The sequence below is a fragment of the Mesorhizobium sp. P2_B11 genome, assembly GCF_056404855.1.
Map to the genome: position 1 here is coordinate 203,050 of NZ_JBFUDF010000004.1, position 14,853 is coordinate 217,902.

A 14,853-nucleotide genomic window follows, 5' to 3' on the forward strand; every position below is an offset into this window, starting at 1 on the left:
TGGGATGATCTGATCGGCTCTTGCGAGCCGTCAGATCACGTAGGATCGGAGAGGCTCGAAGCCGTTGAAGGCGACCGCCGAGTAGGTGGTCGTGTAGGCGCCGGTGCCTTCGATCAGCACCTCGTCGCCGATGGTCAGCGACAGAGGCAGCGGGTACGGCGTCTTCTCGTACATCACGTCGGCCGAATCGCAGGTCGGGCCGGCGAGCACGCAAGGCGCGGTCTCGGTGCCGTCATGGCGAGTGACGATCGGGTAGCGGATCGCCTCGTCCATCGTCTCGGCCAGACCGCCGAACTTGCCGATGTCGAGGAACACCCAGAGCACATTGTCGTTGTCGGCCTTCTTGGAGATCAGCACGACTTCCGACTTGATGACGCCGGCATTGCCGACCATGCCGCGGCCCGGCTCGATGATGGTCTCGGGAAGCGCGTTGCCGAAGTGCTTGCGCAGCGCCGAGAAGATCGCCTGGCCATAGGCCTGCGCCACCGGCACGTCCTTCAGGTAACGGGTCGGGAAACCGCCGCCCATATTGACCATCTTCAACACGATGCCTTCGTCGGCGAGCGTGGCGAACACCTTCTTGGCGTCGCCCAGCGCACGATCCCAGGCCGTCAGGTCGGTCTGCTGCGAGCCGACATGGAACGACACGCCGTACGCGTCGAGGCCGAGCGTCTTGGCATGGCGCAGCACGTCGACGGCCATCGCCGGCACGCAGCCGAACTTGCGCGACAGCGGCCATTCGGCGCCTTCGCCGTCGGTCAGCACGCGGCAGAACACGCGGGCGCCGGGAGCGACGCGGGCGATCTTCTCGACTTCCTCGACGCAGTCGACCGCGAACAGCCGGATGCCGAGCTGGTAGGCGCGTGCAATGTCACGCTCCTTCTTGATGGTGTTGCCGAAGGAGATGCGGTCCGCCGGCGCACCGGCGTCCATCGCCATCTCGACTTCGGCAACGGAAGCGGTGTCGAAGGACGAGCCCATCGCAGCAAGGAGGCGCAGGATTTCCGGCGCCGGGTTTGCTTTCACCGCATAGTAGATCTTGGAATCGGGCAGAGCCTTCTCGAAGGCGCGGAAATTGTCGCGCACGACATCGAGGTCGACGACGAGGCAGGGGCCGGACGGACGTCGGGTGGCGAGGAAGTCAAGGATGCGCTGGGTGGCCATCGGGGTCTCTCCATAAACGCCTTGCGGCGCGCAACAAGGCTGCGGACGCGGGCGGTCAGCCTCGCGAACACGCGGATCAAACAAAGGCGGGACGTCAAATCATGGAACCAGCCGGTGGAGACCCCGGAACCATGAAACGCCGTCTCGCGGCGATGAACCTTGGCCTTGCCCGGCTTCGGTTCGCTTTGTCTGCCTTGGCTTGGAGGGGAGACCCGTCCGCACTGCCGGCAATGAAGGTGTGCCTCTTTAGTAACCCCGGTCTTTGGACAACCGGAAGAGAACCAGAAAGGCCCGCACCGTCGTTGCTTCAAGGTGTCCTCGGGCTGGCGGTTGGCCGCTAGACCGACTGGAGGGGTTGGCTCCAGTTACCTTACCGATTTCCCTCACCATTCGAGGATCGGCGGACACCCACAGGCACGTGCGACTTTGGGCAAGCGCGATATAAGATCGAAAGATTTCACAATCAATAAAAATCGTATCCCAGGTTGTAAAATTTCTGGCATCGAACAATGCTGCGCCAAACGTATCCGGATATCGAACGATGACAGGGACGCATGGCCCGCTCAACGCCTTCCTCAATCTGCGTCGAATGCCGGTCGCCAATGCGGAATTGGGCCCGTTGGCTGGGCTCAGGCTGGCCGTGAAAGACATTTACGACGTCGCCGGCTACCGCACCGGCTGCGGCAATCTGGTGAAGTTCGCCGAAGCGCACGCTGCGTCGAGCACGGCGCCTGCCGTGCAGGCGATTCTCGATGCCGGCGCGCGTTTCATCGGCAAGACGCAGACTGACGAATTCGCCTTCTCTCTGATGGGCCAGAACGCGCATTTTCCGTTTCCGGTGAACCCGGCGGCGCCCGACCGCGTCACCGGCGGCTCGTCCTCCGGCTCGGCGGCAGCAGTGGCAGGCCAACTCGCCGACATTGCCACCGGCTCCGACACTGGCGGCTCGATCCGCGCGCCGGCGAGCTTTTGCGGGCTGATCGGGCTGCGCACCACGCATGGCCGCATTTCGCTGGAAGGCACCATGAAACTGGCGCCGAGCTTCGACACGTTCGGCTGGTTCGCCGACGACATCGAAACCTACGAGACGATCGGCAAATTGCTGCTCGGCCGCGACCCGCACCAGCATCCGCTCAACCGTCCGCTTTCGATCCGCTGGCTGGATGCCTTCGTGTCAGGCCCGGTCGAGGCAGCCGAATATGCCAGCATGAGAGCGCTGGCGGCCGCTGTCGTCGGCGAACCGAAGCCGGTGGAGTACGTCTTCGCTTCCTTCCCCGACGAACTCTACTGGTGCTTCCGCCGTCTGCAGGCCGCCGAGGCCTGGCAGCAGCATGGCGCCTGGATCACCTCTGGCGAGCGCGATCTCGGGCCGGGCGTCGAGGAGCGCTTCGGCTTCGGCCGGACGATAGACGCGAAGACCGCACAGGCCGAGGCGGTGCGCCGTCTGACCTTCCGCTCCGAGCTCGCCGCCCTGCTCGGCCAGGACGGATTTCTGGTTCTGCCCACCGTTCCAGGTCCCGCCCCTCTCGTTAAAAGCGCGCCTGAGCAACTCCAGGCCTACCGCGAAAGGGCCTTGCATCTCTTGTGTCTTTCGGGTCTTTCAGGCTTTCCGCAAATCACCCTGCCCCTGGGCTCGGTCGACGGCGCCCCTTTCGGCCTCTCGCTGCTCGGCCCTCCCGGTAGCGACATTGCCCTGATACGGCTTGGCCGGCGGCTTCTCGATACGGCACGAAAGGCCTGATCCATGGATACATTGACCCGCATGCGCGCCTTTATCGACGTCGTCGAGGCCGAAGGCTTTTCGGCCGCCGCGCGCAAGATCGGCCGTTCCAAGGCGCTGCTGTCGAAATATGTGCGCGAACTCGAGGACGAACTCGGTGCGCTGCTCCTCAACCGCACCACGCGGCAGTTCTCGATGACCGAGGCCGGCCATACCTACTACAGCCGCGCTTCGGAAATCGTGCGCGAGGTGGACAGCCTGGCCGACGCGGTGCGCGAATCCTCCGGCGACGTGCGCGGCCGGATCAAGCTGTCGGCGGCGCGCACCTTTGCCGATGCGCCGATCGGCCAGTCGCTGATCGATTTCGCCAAGCAGCACCCCGACATCGTGCTCGACATCCATCTCGACGACCGTTTTGTCGATCTGGTCGAAGAAGGTTTCGATCTCGCCGTGCGCATTTCGCGGCTGGAGAACTCCTCGCTGATCGCAAGGCGCCTGGGGCCATTCTCGATCAAGCTCTGCGCCTCGCCGGAGCTGATCGCCAAACATGGCAAGCCGACGCGCCCGCAGGACCTCGCCAACATGCCCTGCATCGTCGACACCAATGGCCGCTCGCTCGCCAACTGGCGTTTCAAGGGCGATGGCGAGGAGTCCGTTAGCGTCAACGTGTCGGGGCCGATCGAAGTCAACAGTCCGATGGCCGCGCGCGCTGCCGCCGTGTCGGGCCTGGGCTTCACCATCCTGCCCGATTTCATTGCCGCCCCTGACCTCGCATCGGGCAAGCTGGTGTCCTTGCTCGACGACCGCATCCAGTCGGGCAGTGGCATTTTCGCCGTCTACCCGCATCGCCGCTATCTGCCGGCCAAGGTCCGCGTTTTCGTCGATTTCCTGGTGCAGTGGTTCAAGAACCGCGAGGGTGCCTGACCGGCTTCGCCGTCAAAGCGCGTTGCGCTTTGAGTTTTGTAGGGCGCGTGTCGTGATCCCAAAACCGCTTCGCACTTTTGGGCGACACGCGGCAGCGGTCCCAATTTCGCCCGCTTTCTGGTAACCTCTCGAAATCTTCCCGAGGCCGATGGAACAGCGACCGAGAATGCACCTGAATCGCCACGCAATCATGCTGGCTTCGGCCCTGGCGGCGCCTTTTGCCGCCGTCGGAGCGGCTGGCGCGCATCCTCATGTCTTCGCCGAGGCCCGCCTCGACGTAATCCTGTCGCCGGATCACCAAAGTGTGAAAGCGCTGCGCCATCTCTGGCGCTTCGACGATTTGTTCTCGAGTACGGTGATGATGGAGTTCGACAAGAACTCCGACCTGAAGCTTGACGACAAGGAGCTGAAGGACGTTGCCGACACCGTCCACGCCTCGCTGGCCGAGTTCAACTACTTCCAACTCGTCACTGTCAACGGCAAGGACGTGCCTATGACGCCGCCGCCGCATTTGATGGCCAATTTCGACAATGACCAGCTGATCATCCTGTTCGAATCCGAACCGAAGGAACCGATCAAGCTCGCCGGCAAGATCGATTTCGGCGTCTACGACCCGACCTTCTACACGGCCATCGATTTCACCGAAGATTCCAACATCACCGTCGAAGGCCTGCCTTCGAACTGCACCAGCAAGGTGATCCGGCCCGACCCGGACGAGGCGATCAAGGAAAACCAGAAGACCCTGACGGAAGCCTTCTTCAACGATCCGACAGGCACCGACATGAGCAAGATCTTCGCCACCAAGCTCGAACTGAACTGCCCGCCAGAAGGATAGATCCGGTGATGAAACCGTCCCTGCGTTTGGCATTCGGCCTCGTCGCCGCTGCCCTGGTGATGACGCACTTTCTCGGCCAGGCCCACGCCCAGAGTTCGCTCGGCATCGGCGTCAATGACGGCATGGCGCCGACCACCGGCCCGTTCGCCCACATCCTGATGTGGATCAATCTCAGGCAGCAGGAATTTTATCGCGCGCTGGCCGCGGCTATGAAGGAGATGCGCGAAGACGGCAGCAAGATGTGGCTGCTGATCGGTCTGTCCTTCGCCTACGGCATTTTCCACGCCGCCGGCCCCGGCCACGGCAAGGCGGTGATCTCCTCCTACATGGTGGCCAATGAAGTGGCGCTCAAGCGCGGCATCCTGTTGTCCTTCGTCTCGGCGCTGCTGCAGGGCCTGACCGCGGTCGTGGTCATGCTGCTTGCCTATTTCGTGTTGCGCGGCACCGCCATCTCAATGACCGACGCGGCCTGGTTCATGGAGATCATGAGCTATGTCTTCGTCACCCTGTTCGGCGCCTGGCTACTGTGGCGCAAGCTCGGTCCAACGGTCCTGCGCTGGTTCGGCAAGGCGCCCGCCTACAGCCTGTCGGCGGCGCATGCCGGCCATTCCCATGGTCATTCTCACGCCGGCCACTCGCATGCCGCCCACAGCCATGCGGCGCACGCGCATGCGCTTCACGCCCATCACGATCATGCCGCGCACGATCACGATCACAGCGCCCACGATCATGATCATGCCGGACACGATCATTCCCACCATGATCATTCCCATCACGACCACGCTCACCACGATCATGCGCATCACGATCACGCAGCCGGCGAGGTCTGCGATACGTGCGGCCATTCGCATGCGCCCGATCCTGCGCTGTTGTCGGGCGACCGCTTCGACTGGCGCACGGCCTGGTCGGCGGTGGCCGCTGTCGGCATCCGCCCCTGCTCCGGCGCGCTGATCGTGCTGAGCTTCGCCTTGCTCAACGGTCTGTGGCTCGGCGGCCTGTTGTCGGTGCTGGCAATGTCGCTCGGCACGGCCATCACCGTCTCGGCGCTGGCGACGATCGCGGTGACCGCCAAGAACTGGGCGGTCTATTTCGCCGGCGACGGCCGTATGGGCAACCGCATCCACACCTTCGTCGAGATCGGCGGCGCCGCCTTCGTCTTCCTGTTCGGACTTTTGCTCCTGTCGGCGAGCCTGACCGGCAGCGTCTGAAGATTGCGGGTCAGGCCTGACCCGCAATCTTGCCATCGAGCTCATCCACGATATGCGCTTGGATGATTTCATCAAAACTCTTCTCGGCGGTGAAACCGAGGTCTCTTGCGCGGCGCGCCTCGAAGCGCGTCGGCCAGCCCTTGACGATCGCCCAGATCGTCTCGTCGGGCTGCTCGCGGATCAGGCCCGCGACCTTCGGTCCGGCAATGCGCTCCAGCGCCTCGATCTGCTCGCCAACGGTGACGGCGACACCGGGCATGGTGAGGTTGCGGCGCGGTCCAACGGCGGCGCCGTCGATCCCCGCGGCATGGATCAGGAAATTCACCGCCGAGCGCGGGCTGGCATGGGTGTGCAGCACCGAACGCGGCACCGGCAGGATCGCCTCCTGCCCGGCGAGCGGCTCGCGGATGATGCCGGAGAAAAAGCCCGAGGCCGCCTTGTTCGGCTTGCCGGGCCGCACGCAAATGGTCGGCAGCCTGATGCCGATGCCGTCGAAGAAGCCGCGCCTGGAATAATCGGCCAGCAGCGCCTCACTCATCTGCTTCTGCGTGCCATAGGACGTCAGCGGGGTCGGGTGGAAGTCGTCCGGGATGACATCCGGGAACGGCGCGCCGAACACCGCGATCGACGAGGTGAAGACGAGGCGCGGCGCAAAGCCTGCCAGCCGCACGGCGTCGAACAGCGCCCTGGTGCCGTCGAGGTTGACGCGGTAGCCGAGATCGAAATTGGCTTCCGCTTCGCCCGACACGATGCCGGCGAGATGGAACATCACGTCCGGGCGTGAGGCGACGAGGCTCTCGGCAGCACCGGCGTCGGCAAGATCGCCGGTATGCGTGGCGATGCTGACGCCTGCCATCGCCGGCGCCTGCGGCGGCACGATGTCGTGCAGGTCGAGCCCGGTGATCTTGTGGCCGTTGAGCGTGCCGTCCTTGGCCAGCCGGGCGATGAGCTTGCGGCCGACCATGCCGGCGGCACCAGTAATCAGGATGCGCATTTGTAAAAGCCTCTTATTTGCCCTTATTCTGGCTGCGCCCGCGCAGCCAGAACACCAGAAAGAATGCCAGCACGAAGCCGATGCCGACAATGCCGGCGAGAACCGTCGAGACATTGCCGACGGCCAGCATCACCGTCGGCAGATTGTAGGCCGCAATGCCGAACAGCAGCATGATCCATGCTGCGGCAATCAGCGCGTTTCTGTTGTCGCGATCCATCATGCCTTCCCGCCGTCGCGGGAGCTCGTCAACCTGGATGCCAATGCCATGAAGTTCCCTGTCAGTGATAATGGCCATGATGCGGTGGCGCACCATGGTCGTGGTCATGATCGTGGTGGTGCTCGTCATGGCTGTCGGCGCACTGGCCGAATTCCGGCTCGACGGTGGCGTGGCTGATGCCGTGCTCTGCGGCAAGCCGCTTCTTGATGGCGCTGACCGCCTGATGCGGATCGACGCCGTCATTGAGGCAGGCATGCAGCGTCGCCATGTTGCTGGAGCCGTCCAGCGACCAGACATGCATGTGGTGCACCTCGCGCACGCCCTTGATCGTCCCGGCAATGTCCTTGGCGATGAGATCACGGTCGAGGCTTGCGGGCACGCCTTCAAGCAGCACATGGGCGGCTTCGCGCATCAGCGACCAGGCGGTGGACAGGATCAGCACAGAGACCAGAACCGACAGGATGGGATCGATCGGCGTCCAGCCGGTCGCAAGGATAACCAGCGCCGCCACGATCGCCGCCGCCGAGCCGAGCAGATCGCCCAGCACATGCAGGATGGCGCCGCGCATGTTGAGGCTGTCGCGGTCGCCGCCATGCAGCACGAAGAACGAGGCGATGTTGACCAGAAGGCCGGCGATCGCCACCACCAGCATTGGCCCGCCCAGCACCGGCGCCGGCGTCATCAGGCGGCCCCAGGCCTCGTAGACGATCCACAATGCGATGGCGAAGATGGCGATGCCGTTGGTGTAGGCAACCAGCGTCTTGACCCGGCCGAAGCCATAGGTGAGGCGCACCGTCGCCGGCCGTCCGCCAAGATGGAAGGCATACCAGGCAAGGCCGAGAGCAATCGAATCGGCGAGCATGTGACCGGCATCCGCCAGCAGCGCCAGCGATCCGGTCAGCAGGCCGCCAAGCACTTCGGCAACCATGAAGCCCGCAGTCAGGCAGGCCGCGATCAGCACCCGTTTCTTGTCGGTCGAGCCATGCACATGACCGGCGCCATGGCTGTGCCCATGCGCACTGTGATCGTGCGAACCATGATCGTGGCTGTGCGCCATATGTTTTCTCCTACGCGCCGAACTCGGCGCGGAAATCCTCGAGCCGCCGCTTCTGCCGGCCTTCGCCATCGAAATTGGCCGGATCGAGCCAGGCCTCATAGGCTTTGCGAAGCGCCGGCCATTCCTTGTCGATGATCGAGTACCACGCCGTATCGCGGTTTTCACCCTTGACCACAAGATGCTGGCGGAAAATGCCCTCGAACTTGAAGCCGAACCGTTCCGCCGCGCGCTTCGACGGCTCGTTGCGGTTGTTGCATTTCCATTCGTAGCGGCGATAGCCGAGCCCGTCGAAAATGTATTTCATGAACAGGAACTGCGCTTCGGTCGCCGCCGGCTTGCGTGAGATCAGCGGCCCCCAATAGATGTTGCCGATCTCGATGACACCGAAGGCGGGATCGATGCGCATCAGCGTCTGCCGCCCGGCGACCGTGCCGCTGGCCTTGTCGATGACGGCGAAGAACAGCGGATCTTCGCTGGCCGCCGATTTCTCCAGCCATGGCTGCAAGGCGGCGCGGCTCTCGGGCACGGTGTCGAACAGCCAGCGGAACCGCGTATCGCCATCAGCGACAGCCGACGCCTCGTAGAGACCGTCTCCATGCTTTTCAGCACTCAGCGGCTCAAGACGGACTGTGCGCCCATCCAGAACTTTTCGTTCCGGCCGCGGGCGCGGCTGCCAATCGCTAAGATTTTCCGACACGCAAACCTCCAATCCGTTTGACTTTTGTGAGCAGACGCTCACAAAAACGCGACCCAACAGTAAGAACCACACGGACGGGAAAAATGCTCCACACGATTTCGGCCTTCGACCGCCTCGGCGAGGAAAACGCCTTTGCGGTGCTCGCGAGGGCGACGGCGCTGGCGCAACAGGGCCGCGACATCGTCAATCTCGGCATCGGCCAGCCCGACTTCAAAACGCCGCAGCACATTGTCGAGGCGGCGATCAAGGCGCTGCGCGACGGCCACCATGGCTATACCCCGGCCAACGGCCTGCTGGCGACACGCGAGGCGGTGGTGCGCCGCACGCTGACCACCACCGGCATCGAGGTCTCGCCGGAGAATGTGATGATCCTGCCCGGCGGCAAGCCGACCATGTTCGCGGCGATCCTGATGTTCGGCGAGCCCGGCGCCGAGATTCTTTATCCCGATCCCGGCTTTCCCATCTACCGCTCGATGATCGAATTCACCGGCGCAGCACCGATCCCGGTGCCGATCCGCGAGGAGAACGGCTTTGCCTTCTCGGCGGAAGAGACGCTGGCGCTGATCACGTCGAAGACCAGGTTGCTTATCCTCAACTCGCCGGCCAACCCGACCGGCGGCGTCACGCCGCGCGCCGAGATCGAGAAGCTGGTCAAGGGACTGGAGAAGCACCCACAGGTCGCCATCATGTCGGACGAGATCTACGACGTCATGACCTATGACGGCGAGACGCATTTCTCGCTGCTCAATTTCCCCGAGATCCGCGACCGGCTGATCGTGCTCAACGGCTGGTCGAAGACCTGGGCGATGACCGGCTGGCGCATGGGCTGGTCGATCTGGCCGAATGGTGACAAGGGCGCCCATCTCTACGACAAGGTGCGCAAGCTGGCGGTCAATTGCTGGTCCTGCGTCAATGCGCCGAGCCAACATGCCGGCATCGCGGCCATCGACGGCCCGCAGGACGATGTCGACAAGATGATGCGCGCCTTCGACAACCGCAGGAAGATCGTGGTCGAGGGGTTGAACGCCCTGCCCGGCGTTTCCTGCATCACGCCCAAGGGCGCCTTCTATGCCTTCCCCAATGTTTCGAAAACCGGCTGGAAGGCCAAGAAGCTCGCCTCGGCGCTGCTTGATGATGCCGGCGTCGCGCTGATCGGCGGCCCTGATTTCGGCATTCTCGGCGAAGGCTATATCAGGCTCTCCTACGCCAATTCCGAAGAGAACATTTTGCGCGCCCTGGAGCGGATCGAGGCGTTTTTGAAGAAGTAGTCGCCCAGCCGGGTCCCCGCTGCTTCGCAGCGTCCCGGCGTTCGCCGGCCTTTCATCGTGCCACTGGCACGATGAATTCGCCTTCGGCGAACCGGCTGCTTACCCCCTGCCGACAAACGGCATCTTCGTCGCCATCACCGTCATGAACAGCACATTGGCGTCGAGCGGCAGGCTGGCCATGTGGACGACGGCGTCGGCGACGCGCTGGACATCCATCACCGCTTCGGCGGCGATCGAGCCGTTGGCCTGGGGCACGCCGACGGTCATGGCCTGCGCCATGTCGGTCAGCGCATTGCCGATGTCGATCTGGCCGCAGGCGATGTCGTAGGGCCGGCCGTCGAGCGCCAGCGTCTTGGTCAGCCCCGTTATGGCGTGCTTGGTCGCGGTGTAAGGCACAGAACCTGGCCGCGGCGCATAGGCCGAGACCGAACCATTGTTGATGATGCGGCCGCCCATCGGCTTTTGTCTGCGCATGGCGCCAAAAGCGGCGCGGGCGCACAGGAATGATCCGGTGAGGTTGACGCCGACAATGTCGTTCCAGACCTCGACCGGGATCTCGTCGATCGGCGTCGACTTGTAGCTCATGCCGGCATTGTTGAAGAGCAGGTCGACGCGCCCGAAAGCCGCCGCCACCGTCTCGAACAGGTCGTCGACCTGATTGGCCTTGCTGATGTCGCAAGCCACCGCCAGCGCCTTGGCCTGCGTCGGCCCGGCCTCGGCGATGGCGGCATCGAGCACCTGTTTGCGGCGGCCGCAAAACACCGTGTTCCAACCCGCCTTGAGCAGCGCCGTGGCGACGCTCTTGCCGATGCCGGTGCCGGCGCCGGTGACGATGGCGGTTTTCTCTGTGAGGGCTGTCATCGCCGTTATCCTGATGTCGCTGGAGGAAGCCAGTGGCATCGCAAATGGCGGCTGATATGGCAAGCCGAACCATCGGCAAAACGGTTCAACAAAAAGGGCGGTCATTGGCGACCGCCCTGATCTGAACCGGGCTTGGGAGGAGGAAAAGCCGATCCGACTGCTAGAATCATGCGCTTCCTCGGTAAACGAGACGTTAACGCATTTTCCAGCCTCGGCCGCGCTGCCTCAGCCGCGCGCCAGCGCTGGCTACCAGCGCGGATTCGGCGCGGTCCCCGCCGGGGCCGGCACCTTGGCCGCCGACACGGTCGCCTCGACATGGTCGACCAGCGCATCCGGCAGGCCGAGCCGGCCTGCGAGGAGGTCGAGATAGCCGCGTTCGGCACGCGTATCGGGATCGATGGTGAGGCGCGACGCCGTATAGAGTTCGAGCCTCTGCTCGTCGGTCTTGGCGCCGGCGACCAGCGTGTCGAGGTCGAGCGGGCTGTCCAGCTCAGCCAGCAGGAATTTTTCGGCATCGGAACCGACGCCGGCGAGTTTGAGCTTGCCGGCGATCTTCTCGCGTTCCTCGTCGTCGACATGGCCGTCGGCCTTGGCCGCCGAGATCATCGCCCGCACCAGCGTCAGCGTGAACTCGTCCTCGCCCTGCGGCGCCTGCGAGGGATGGAAAGCGGTGTCGGCGGGCGGCGGCAGCAATTCCGGCCCGCCTGCTCCTGACGTCCCGGCTGCCGGCGCCTGCTCGGGCGCATTGCCGGCCTTGTAGTTCTGGTAGGCCTTGTAGGCGAGACCACCGATCGCGGCCAGCCCGCCGAGCTTGATGGCAGTGCCCGTCACCTGGCGTCCGGTGCCGGTCCCCAGCAGCACCGCGGCCAGCGCACCGGCGGCCAGCGGATTGTCCTTGGCCATCTGCACGGCTTGCCCTGCCTTGTCGCGGACGGTGCCGGTGGTGCCGGGAACTTGCGAGCCGAGCAGGTCGTCGAGAAGCTTCTTGGGGTCGAACATGGTGCCTCCAGAAAAGGGCCCGCGCCAAACAGGGACGGGCGGGTTTTGGACGTTGCAGACGTAGGTCCCGCTTGTTGACATTACAATGACGCACAGGCGCTTTGCCAGCGATGCAGCCTTCCGAAAAATCGGCATTGCCATGTGTCGAAATGGGCTGTGGCTTCCGCTAGTGTCGCCGCCGCACCGCCGAGGGAGGACCTGCCATGACCGAAAACACCGAACGCGAACCCGCCCGCGATCCGCAGGACCTGGAACGCCTGCTGATCGACCGGCAGTGGGTTGGAGATGTCGATGGCATGGTGGCGCTGTTCGAACCCGATGCCGTCGTCGACACTGGCGAAGCCGAATTGACGCGCGGCCACGACGCGATCCACGCCTTGTTCGAAGCCTTTGCCGCGAGTGGGCGAAAATTCCAACGCGGCGAGCAGCGGCCGGCGGCCATCAATGGAGATCTCGCATTGACCTCGACCCGGCTTCCCGATGGCACAGTGACTTCGGAGGTCGCGCGCCGGCAGAGCGACGGCACATGGCTGTGGGTGATCGACCGCTATTCCGTCGCCTGGTGATTCAGCCAGCCGAGCAATACCGATACTAGCTGCCTATATGGCCCCTGCCCTGCGCCTGCGCCAGTTCGACCTGGCGCTGGCGCTCGGCGTAGCGGGCGCGATCCTCGTCCGTGCGGGCCTCGTAGCAATGCGGGCATGACACGCCGGTGGCAAAATACGGCGACAGCCTGTCCTCCGGCGTCAGCGGATGCCGGCAGGCGCGGCACAGTTCAGCCTCGCCCTCTGTCAGCCCATGCGACACCGAGACCCGCTCGTCGAAGACGAAGCATTCGCCTTGCCACAGGCTGTCTTCCGCCGGCACCTCTTCGAGATAGCGGAGGATGCCGCCCTTGAGATGGAAGACGTCTTCGAAACCGAGCGACTTCACATAGGCCGTCGCCTTTTCGCAGCGTATGCCGCCGGTGCAGAACATCGCGACCTTGCGGCCGTCGAGCTGGTTGCGATGTCTTTCAACCCAGGCCGGGAATTCGCGAAAGCTCGACGTGCGCGGATCGATGGCGCCCTCGAACGTGCCGATCGACACTTCATAGGCGTTGCGGGTGTCGATGACGATGGTGTCGGCATCCGAGATCAGCGCGTTCCAGTCGGCCGGCGCGACATAGGTGCCCGCACCTGTCGCCGGATCGAGGTCTTCGACGCCCATGGTGACGATCTCGCGCTTCAGCCGCACCTTCATGCGGTGGAACGGCATCTCGGCGGCAGTGCTGTATTTGACCTCGAGATCGGCGAGGCCTTCGATGGACTCGAGATAAGCGATCAGGTCGGCAATATCGGTCCCTGAGCCGGCGACCGTGCCGTTGATGCCTTCCTGCGCCAGAAGCAGCGTACCCTTGATGCCACGCCCGCAGCAGAAGGCGGCAAGCGGCGTGCGCAATTCCCGCAGCGCGTCGAAGTCGCCCAGCGCCGCAAATTTATAGAGCGCGGCGACGCGGACGGGTTCATGGTTGGACAGTGTCATCGCCAAGCCACTAAACCGTGGTCAAAGCGGATTCAAGGCAGCGCTGACGAAGCCGTCCTCCCTTCGGCCCGGCGGCCGACAGATGTGACATCGCGGCAGGCCGGGTTTCGTGGACTCGGAATCGGCCTTCTGCTAATCGGTTGAAATCATCGTTGCCGGAGAGACAAGCCAATGCCCAGCAAGACCGAAAAGCTCCTGTCGCTGCTCAACGGCCAGCCGGTCATCCCGGTGTTGAAGATCGCCAATGTCGCCGACGCCGTGCCGCTCGCCCGGGCGCTCGCCGCCGGCGGCCTGCCGGCGATCGAGATCACGCTGAGGACCGCCGATGCGCTGGAGGCCATCCGCCGCGTCGCCGGCGAGGTCGAGGGCGCCATTGTCGGGTCCGGCACCATTCTCGACGCCAAGCAGTTCGAGGAGGCGGCAGCCGCCGGCTCGAAATTCATCGTCAGCCCCGGCATCACGCGCGAGCTGCTCGCGGCGGCCAAGGATAGCGACGTGCCGCTGCTGCCCGGCGCCATCACGCCCGGCGAGATCATGGCTGCCCGCGAGGCCGGTCTGCGCTTCCTGAAATTCTTCCCGGCCGAACAGTCCGGCGGCATCGCCTCGCTGAAGGCCTTCGCCTCGCCGCTGGCCGACGTGAAATTCTGCCCGACCGGCGGCATCTCGGCCAAGAACGCCCCTGACTATCTCAGCCTGCCCAACGTCATCTGCGTCGGCGGCTCGTGGGTGGCGCCGGATGAGTTGGTCAAGGCCGGCAAGTGGGACGAGATCGAGGCGCTCGCCCGAGAAGCAAGCAAGCTCAAGAAGTAAACGCCAGGCACCAAAAACCCGGCCGGCTTGCACCGACCGGGTTTGATTGTTGGGAAAAAGCGGTCAGCCGCAGACCGTAACCTTCTTCACGAACTTCTGGTGATGCCGCCAGGTCGTGACCCATTTGGTCCGGCAGTGATTGTGATGCACACGCATATGGTCGTGGGTCTTGATGATAACGGTTGCGGCCTGTGTCGGAGCGATGGCGGCCGAAACCGTTGCCAATGCGATGGCCGACGCCAAAAGAATGTTTTTCATTGATATCCCCAGGTTGGAACGAACCCAGCCTAACCCGCAAGAATGTCAGTCGTTCCGGCTTCACGAGAAGTTCAGCCGCGCGTGATCGCTAGGGATGGCGTGGCATAGCTGCCAGCGATCGTAGATGGGGAGTTGGTTCCCGCTCATGGGCTCGAACCACGATTCACGCCTTCAAAGGGCGCTGTCCGATCAAGATACCCGTTCAGCGTCATTCGCATAAGTCCGGGAAAATAAGGGATTTTCTGGTTTTCCGTTCGCTATTGTTCATACCCGTACGCTGGTATATATTTGACGCATATTTCACGGTTTGGACGGAT

The 14,853-nt window shown here is 63.9% G+C and carries 16 protein-coding genes; 7 read left to right on the top strand and 9 right to left on the bottom strand.

Annotated features, from left to right (window positions below):
• Window positions 1–30: 30 nt before the first annotated feature.
• Window positions 31–1,164 (bottom strand): ornithine/lysine decarboxylase, encoded by a 1,134-nt coding sequence (gene odc2 / locus AC1DYJ_RS14510; protein ID WP_477286290.1) that lies wholly within the window; start codon window positions 1,162–1,164, stop codon window positions 31–33.
• Between the two features lie 541 nt (window positions 1,165–1,705).
• Here odc2 and AC1DYJ_RS14515 point away from each other — a divergent pair.
• The 4 genes from AC1DYJ_RS14515 (at window position 1,706) to AC1DYJ_RS14530 (ending at window position 5,851) form a co-directional block, all read left to right on the top strand.
• Entirely contained in the window at window positions 1,706–2,905 is a 1,200-nt protein-coding gene (locus AC1DYJ_RS14515; RefSeq protein ID WP_477426124.1) for an amidase, read from the top strand.
• Between the two features lie 3 nt (window positions 2,906–2,908).
• Window positions 2,909–3,808 carry a LysR family transcriptional regulator gene (locus tag AC1DYJ_RS14520; RefSeq protein WP_477286286.1) on the top strand — a complete coding sequence of 300 codons (900 nt, stop codon included), beginning with the start codon at window positions 2,909–2,911 and terminating at the stop codon, window positions 3,806–3,808.
• A 166-nt stretch (window positions 3,809–3,974) separates the two neighbouring features.
• Complete coding sequence (locus tag AC1DYJ_RS14525; RefSeq protein WP_477286284.1) at window positions 3,975–4,643, top strand: DUF1007 family protein; 669 nt, start codon at window positions 3,975–3,977, stop codon at window positions 4,641–4,643.
• 8 nt (window positions 4,644–4,651) lie between these two features.
• Window positions 4,652–5,851, top strand: a complete 1,200-nt coding sequence (locus AC1DYJ_RS14530) for a nickel/cobalt transporter (RefSeq protein ID WP_477426156.1) — start codon at window positions 4,652–4,654, stop codon at window positions 5,849–5,851.
• A gap of 10 nt (window positions 5,852–5,861) precedes the next feature.
• On the opposite strand, the gene denD is transcribed toward AC1DYJ_RS14530, so the two are convergent.
• The 4 genes from denD to AC1DYJ_RS14550 are packed head-to-tail and all read right to left on the bottom strand — an operon-like array spanning window position 5,862 to window position 8,816.
• The gene (denD, locus tag AC1DYJ_RS14535) at window positions 5,862–6,845 is read right to left on the bottom strand and encodes a D-erythronate dehydrogenase (protein ID WP_477286282.1); all 984 of its coding nucleotides are present in this window, start codon (window positions 6,843–6,845) and stop codon (window positions 5,862–5,864) included.
• 13 nt (window positions 6,846–6,858) lie between these two features.
• Entirely contained in the window at window positions 6,859–7,065 is a 207-nt protein-coding gene (locus tag AC1DYJ_RS14540; RefSeq protein WP_477286317.1) for a hypothetical protein, read from the bottom strand.
• A gap of 58 nt (window positions 7,066–7,123) precedes the next feature.
• Entirely contained in the window at window positions 7,124–8,119 is a 996-nt protein-coding gene (locus AC1DYJ_RS14545) for a cation diffusion facilitator family transporter (protein ID WP_477286280.1), read from the bottom strand.
• Between the two features lie 10 nt (window positions 8,120–8,129).
• Entirely contained in the window at window positions 8,130–8,816 is a 687-nt protein-coding gene (locus AC1DYJ_RS14550) for a GNAT family N-acetyltransferase (protein ID WP_477286278.1), read from the bottom strand.
• Window positions 8,817–8,899: 83 nt separating this feature from the next.
• Between AC1DYJ_RS14550 and AC1DYJ_RS14555 the strand changes: the two genes are divergently transcribed.
• Entirely contained in the window at window positions 8,900–10,084 is a 1,185-nt protein-coding gene (locus AC1DYJ_RS14555; RefSeq protein ID WP_477286276.1) for a pyridoxal phosphate-dependent aminotransferase, read from the top strand.
• Window positions 10,085–10,183: 99 nt separating this feature from the next.
• Here AC1DYJ_RS14555 and AC1DYJ_RS14560 read toward each other — a convergent pair whose 3' ends face one another.
• Complete coding sequence (locus tag AC1DYJ_RS14560; RefSeq protein WP_477286274.1) at window positions 10,184–10,945, bottom strand: SDR family oxidoreductase; 762 nt, start codon at window positions 10,943–10,945, stop codon at window positions 10,184–10,186.
• A gap of 246 nt (window positions 10,946–11,191) precedes the next feature.
• Window positions 11,192–11,944, bottom strand: a complete 753-nt coding sequence (locus tag AC1DYJ_RS14565) for a tellurite resistance TerB family protein (protein WP_477286273.1) — start codon at window positions 11,942–11,944, stop codon at window positions 11,192–11,194.
• A gap of 203 nt (window positions 11,945–12,147) precedes the next feature.
• Here AC1DYJ_RS14565 and AC1DYJ_RS14570 point away from each other — a divergent pair, with 203 nt between their 5' ends.
• Window positions 12,148–12,510, top strand: coding sequence for a YybH family protein (locus tag AC1DYJ_RS14570; RefSeq protein ID WP_477286271.1), 363 nt, complete (start codon window positions 12,148–12,150; stop codon window positions 12,508–12,510).
• Between the two features lie 25 nt (window positions 12,511–12,535).
• On the opposite strand, the gene trhO is transcribed toward AC1DYJ_RS14570, so the two are convergent.
• Window positions 12,536–13,468 (bottom strand): oxygen-dependent tRNA uridine(34) hydroxylase TrhO, encoded by a 933-nt coding sequence (gene trhO, locus AC1DYJ_RS14575; protein WP_477286269.1) that lies wholly within the window; start codon window positions 13,466–13,468, stop codon window positions 12,536–12,538.
• Window positions 13,469–13,639: 171 nt separating this feature from the next.
• Between trhO and AC1DYJ_RS14580 the strand changes: the two genes are divergently transcribed.
• Window positions 13,640–14,278, top strand: a complete 639-nt coding sequence (locus AC1DYJ_RS14580) for a 2-dehydro-3-deoxy-phosphogluconate aldolase (protein ID WP_477286267.1) — start codon at window positions 13,640–13,642, stop codon at window positions 14,276–14,278.
• Between the two features lie 63 nt (window positions 14,279–14,341).
• Here AC1DYJ_RS14580 and AC1DYJ_RS14585 read toward each other — a convergent pair whose 3' ends face one another.
• Window positions 14,342–14,536: a hypothetical protein gene (locus AC1DYJ_RS14585; RefSeq protein ID WP_477286266.1), complete on the bottom strand. Its 195-nt coding sequence runs from the start codon at window positions 14,534–14,536 to the stop codon at window positions 14,342–14,344.
• Between the last annotated feature and the right edge of the window lie 317 nt (window positions 14,537–14,853).

What these genes read in the sequence shown, in the direction of transcription:
- odc2 (WP_477286290.1), bottom strand. Translation starts at nt 1,164, where the DNA reads ATGGCCACCCAGCGCATCCTTGACTTCCTCGCCACCCGACGTCCGTCC.
- AC1DYJ_RS14515 (WP_477426124.1), top strand. Translation starts at nt 1,706, where the DNA reads ATGACAGGGACGCATGGCCCGCTCAACGCCTTCCTCAATCTGCGTCGA.
- AC1DYJ_RS14520 (WP_477286286.1), top strand. Translation starts at nt 2,909, where the DNA reads ATGGATACATTGACCCGCATGCGCGCCTTTATCGACGTCGTCGAGGCC.
- AC1DYJ_RS14525 (WP_477286284.1), top strand. Translation starts at nt 3,975, where the DNA reads ATGCACCTGAATCGCCACGCAATCATGCTGGCTTCGGCCCTGGCGGCG.
- AC1DYJ_RS14530 (WP_477426156.1), top strand. Translation starts at nt 4,652, where the DNA reads ATGAAACCGTCCCTGCGTTTGGCATTCGGCCTCGTCGCCGCTGCCCTG.
- denD (WP_477286282.1), bottom strand. Translation starts at nt 6,845, where the DNA reads ATGCGCATCCTGATTACTGGTGCCGCCGGCATGGTCGGCCGCAAGCTC.
- AC1DYJ_RS14540 (WP_477286317.1), bottom strand. Translation starts at nt 7,065, where the DNA reads ATGATGGATCGCGACAACAGAAACGCGCTGATTGCCGCAGCATGGATC.
- AC1DYJ_RS14545 (WP_477286280.1), bottom strand. Translation starts at nt 8,119, where the DNA reads ATGGCGCACAGCCACGATCATGGTTCGCACGATCACAGTGCGCATGGG.
- AC1DYJ_RS14555 (WP_477286276.1), top strand. Translation starts at nt 8,900, where the DNA reads ATGCTCCACACGATTTCGGCCTTCGACCGCCTCGGCGAGGAAAACGCC.
- AC1DYJ_RS14560 (WP_477286274.1), bottom strand. Translation starts at nt 10,945, where the DNA reads ATGACAGCCCTCACAGAGAAAACCGCCATCGTCACCGGCGCCGGCACC.
- AC1DYJ_RS14565 (WP_477286273.1), bottom strand. Translation starts at nt 11,944, where the DNA reads ATGTTCGACCCCAAGAAGCTTCTCGACGACCTGCTCGGCTCGCAAGTT.
- AC1DYJ_RS14570 (WP_477286271.1), top strand. Translation starts at nt 12,148, where the DNA reads ATGACCGAAAACACCGAACGCGAACCCGCCCGCGATCCGCAGGACCTG.
- trhO (WP_477286269.1), bottom strand. Translation starts at nt 13,468, where the DNA reads ATGACACTGTCCAACCATGAACCCGTCCGCGTCGCCGCGCTCTATAAA.
- AC1DYJ_RS14580 (WP_477286267.1), top strand. Translation starts at nt 13,640, where the DNA reads ATGCCCAGCAAGACCGAAAAGCTCCTGTCGCTGCTCAACGGCCAGCCG.
- AC1DYJ_RS14585 (WP_477286266.1), bottom strand. Translation starts at nt 14,536, where the DNA reads ATGAAAAACATTCTTTTGGCGTCGGCCATCGCATTGGCAACGGTTTCG.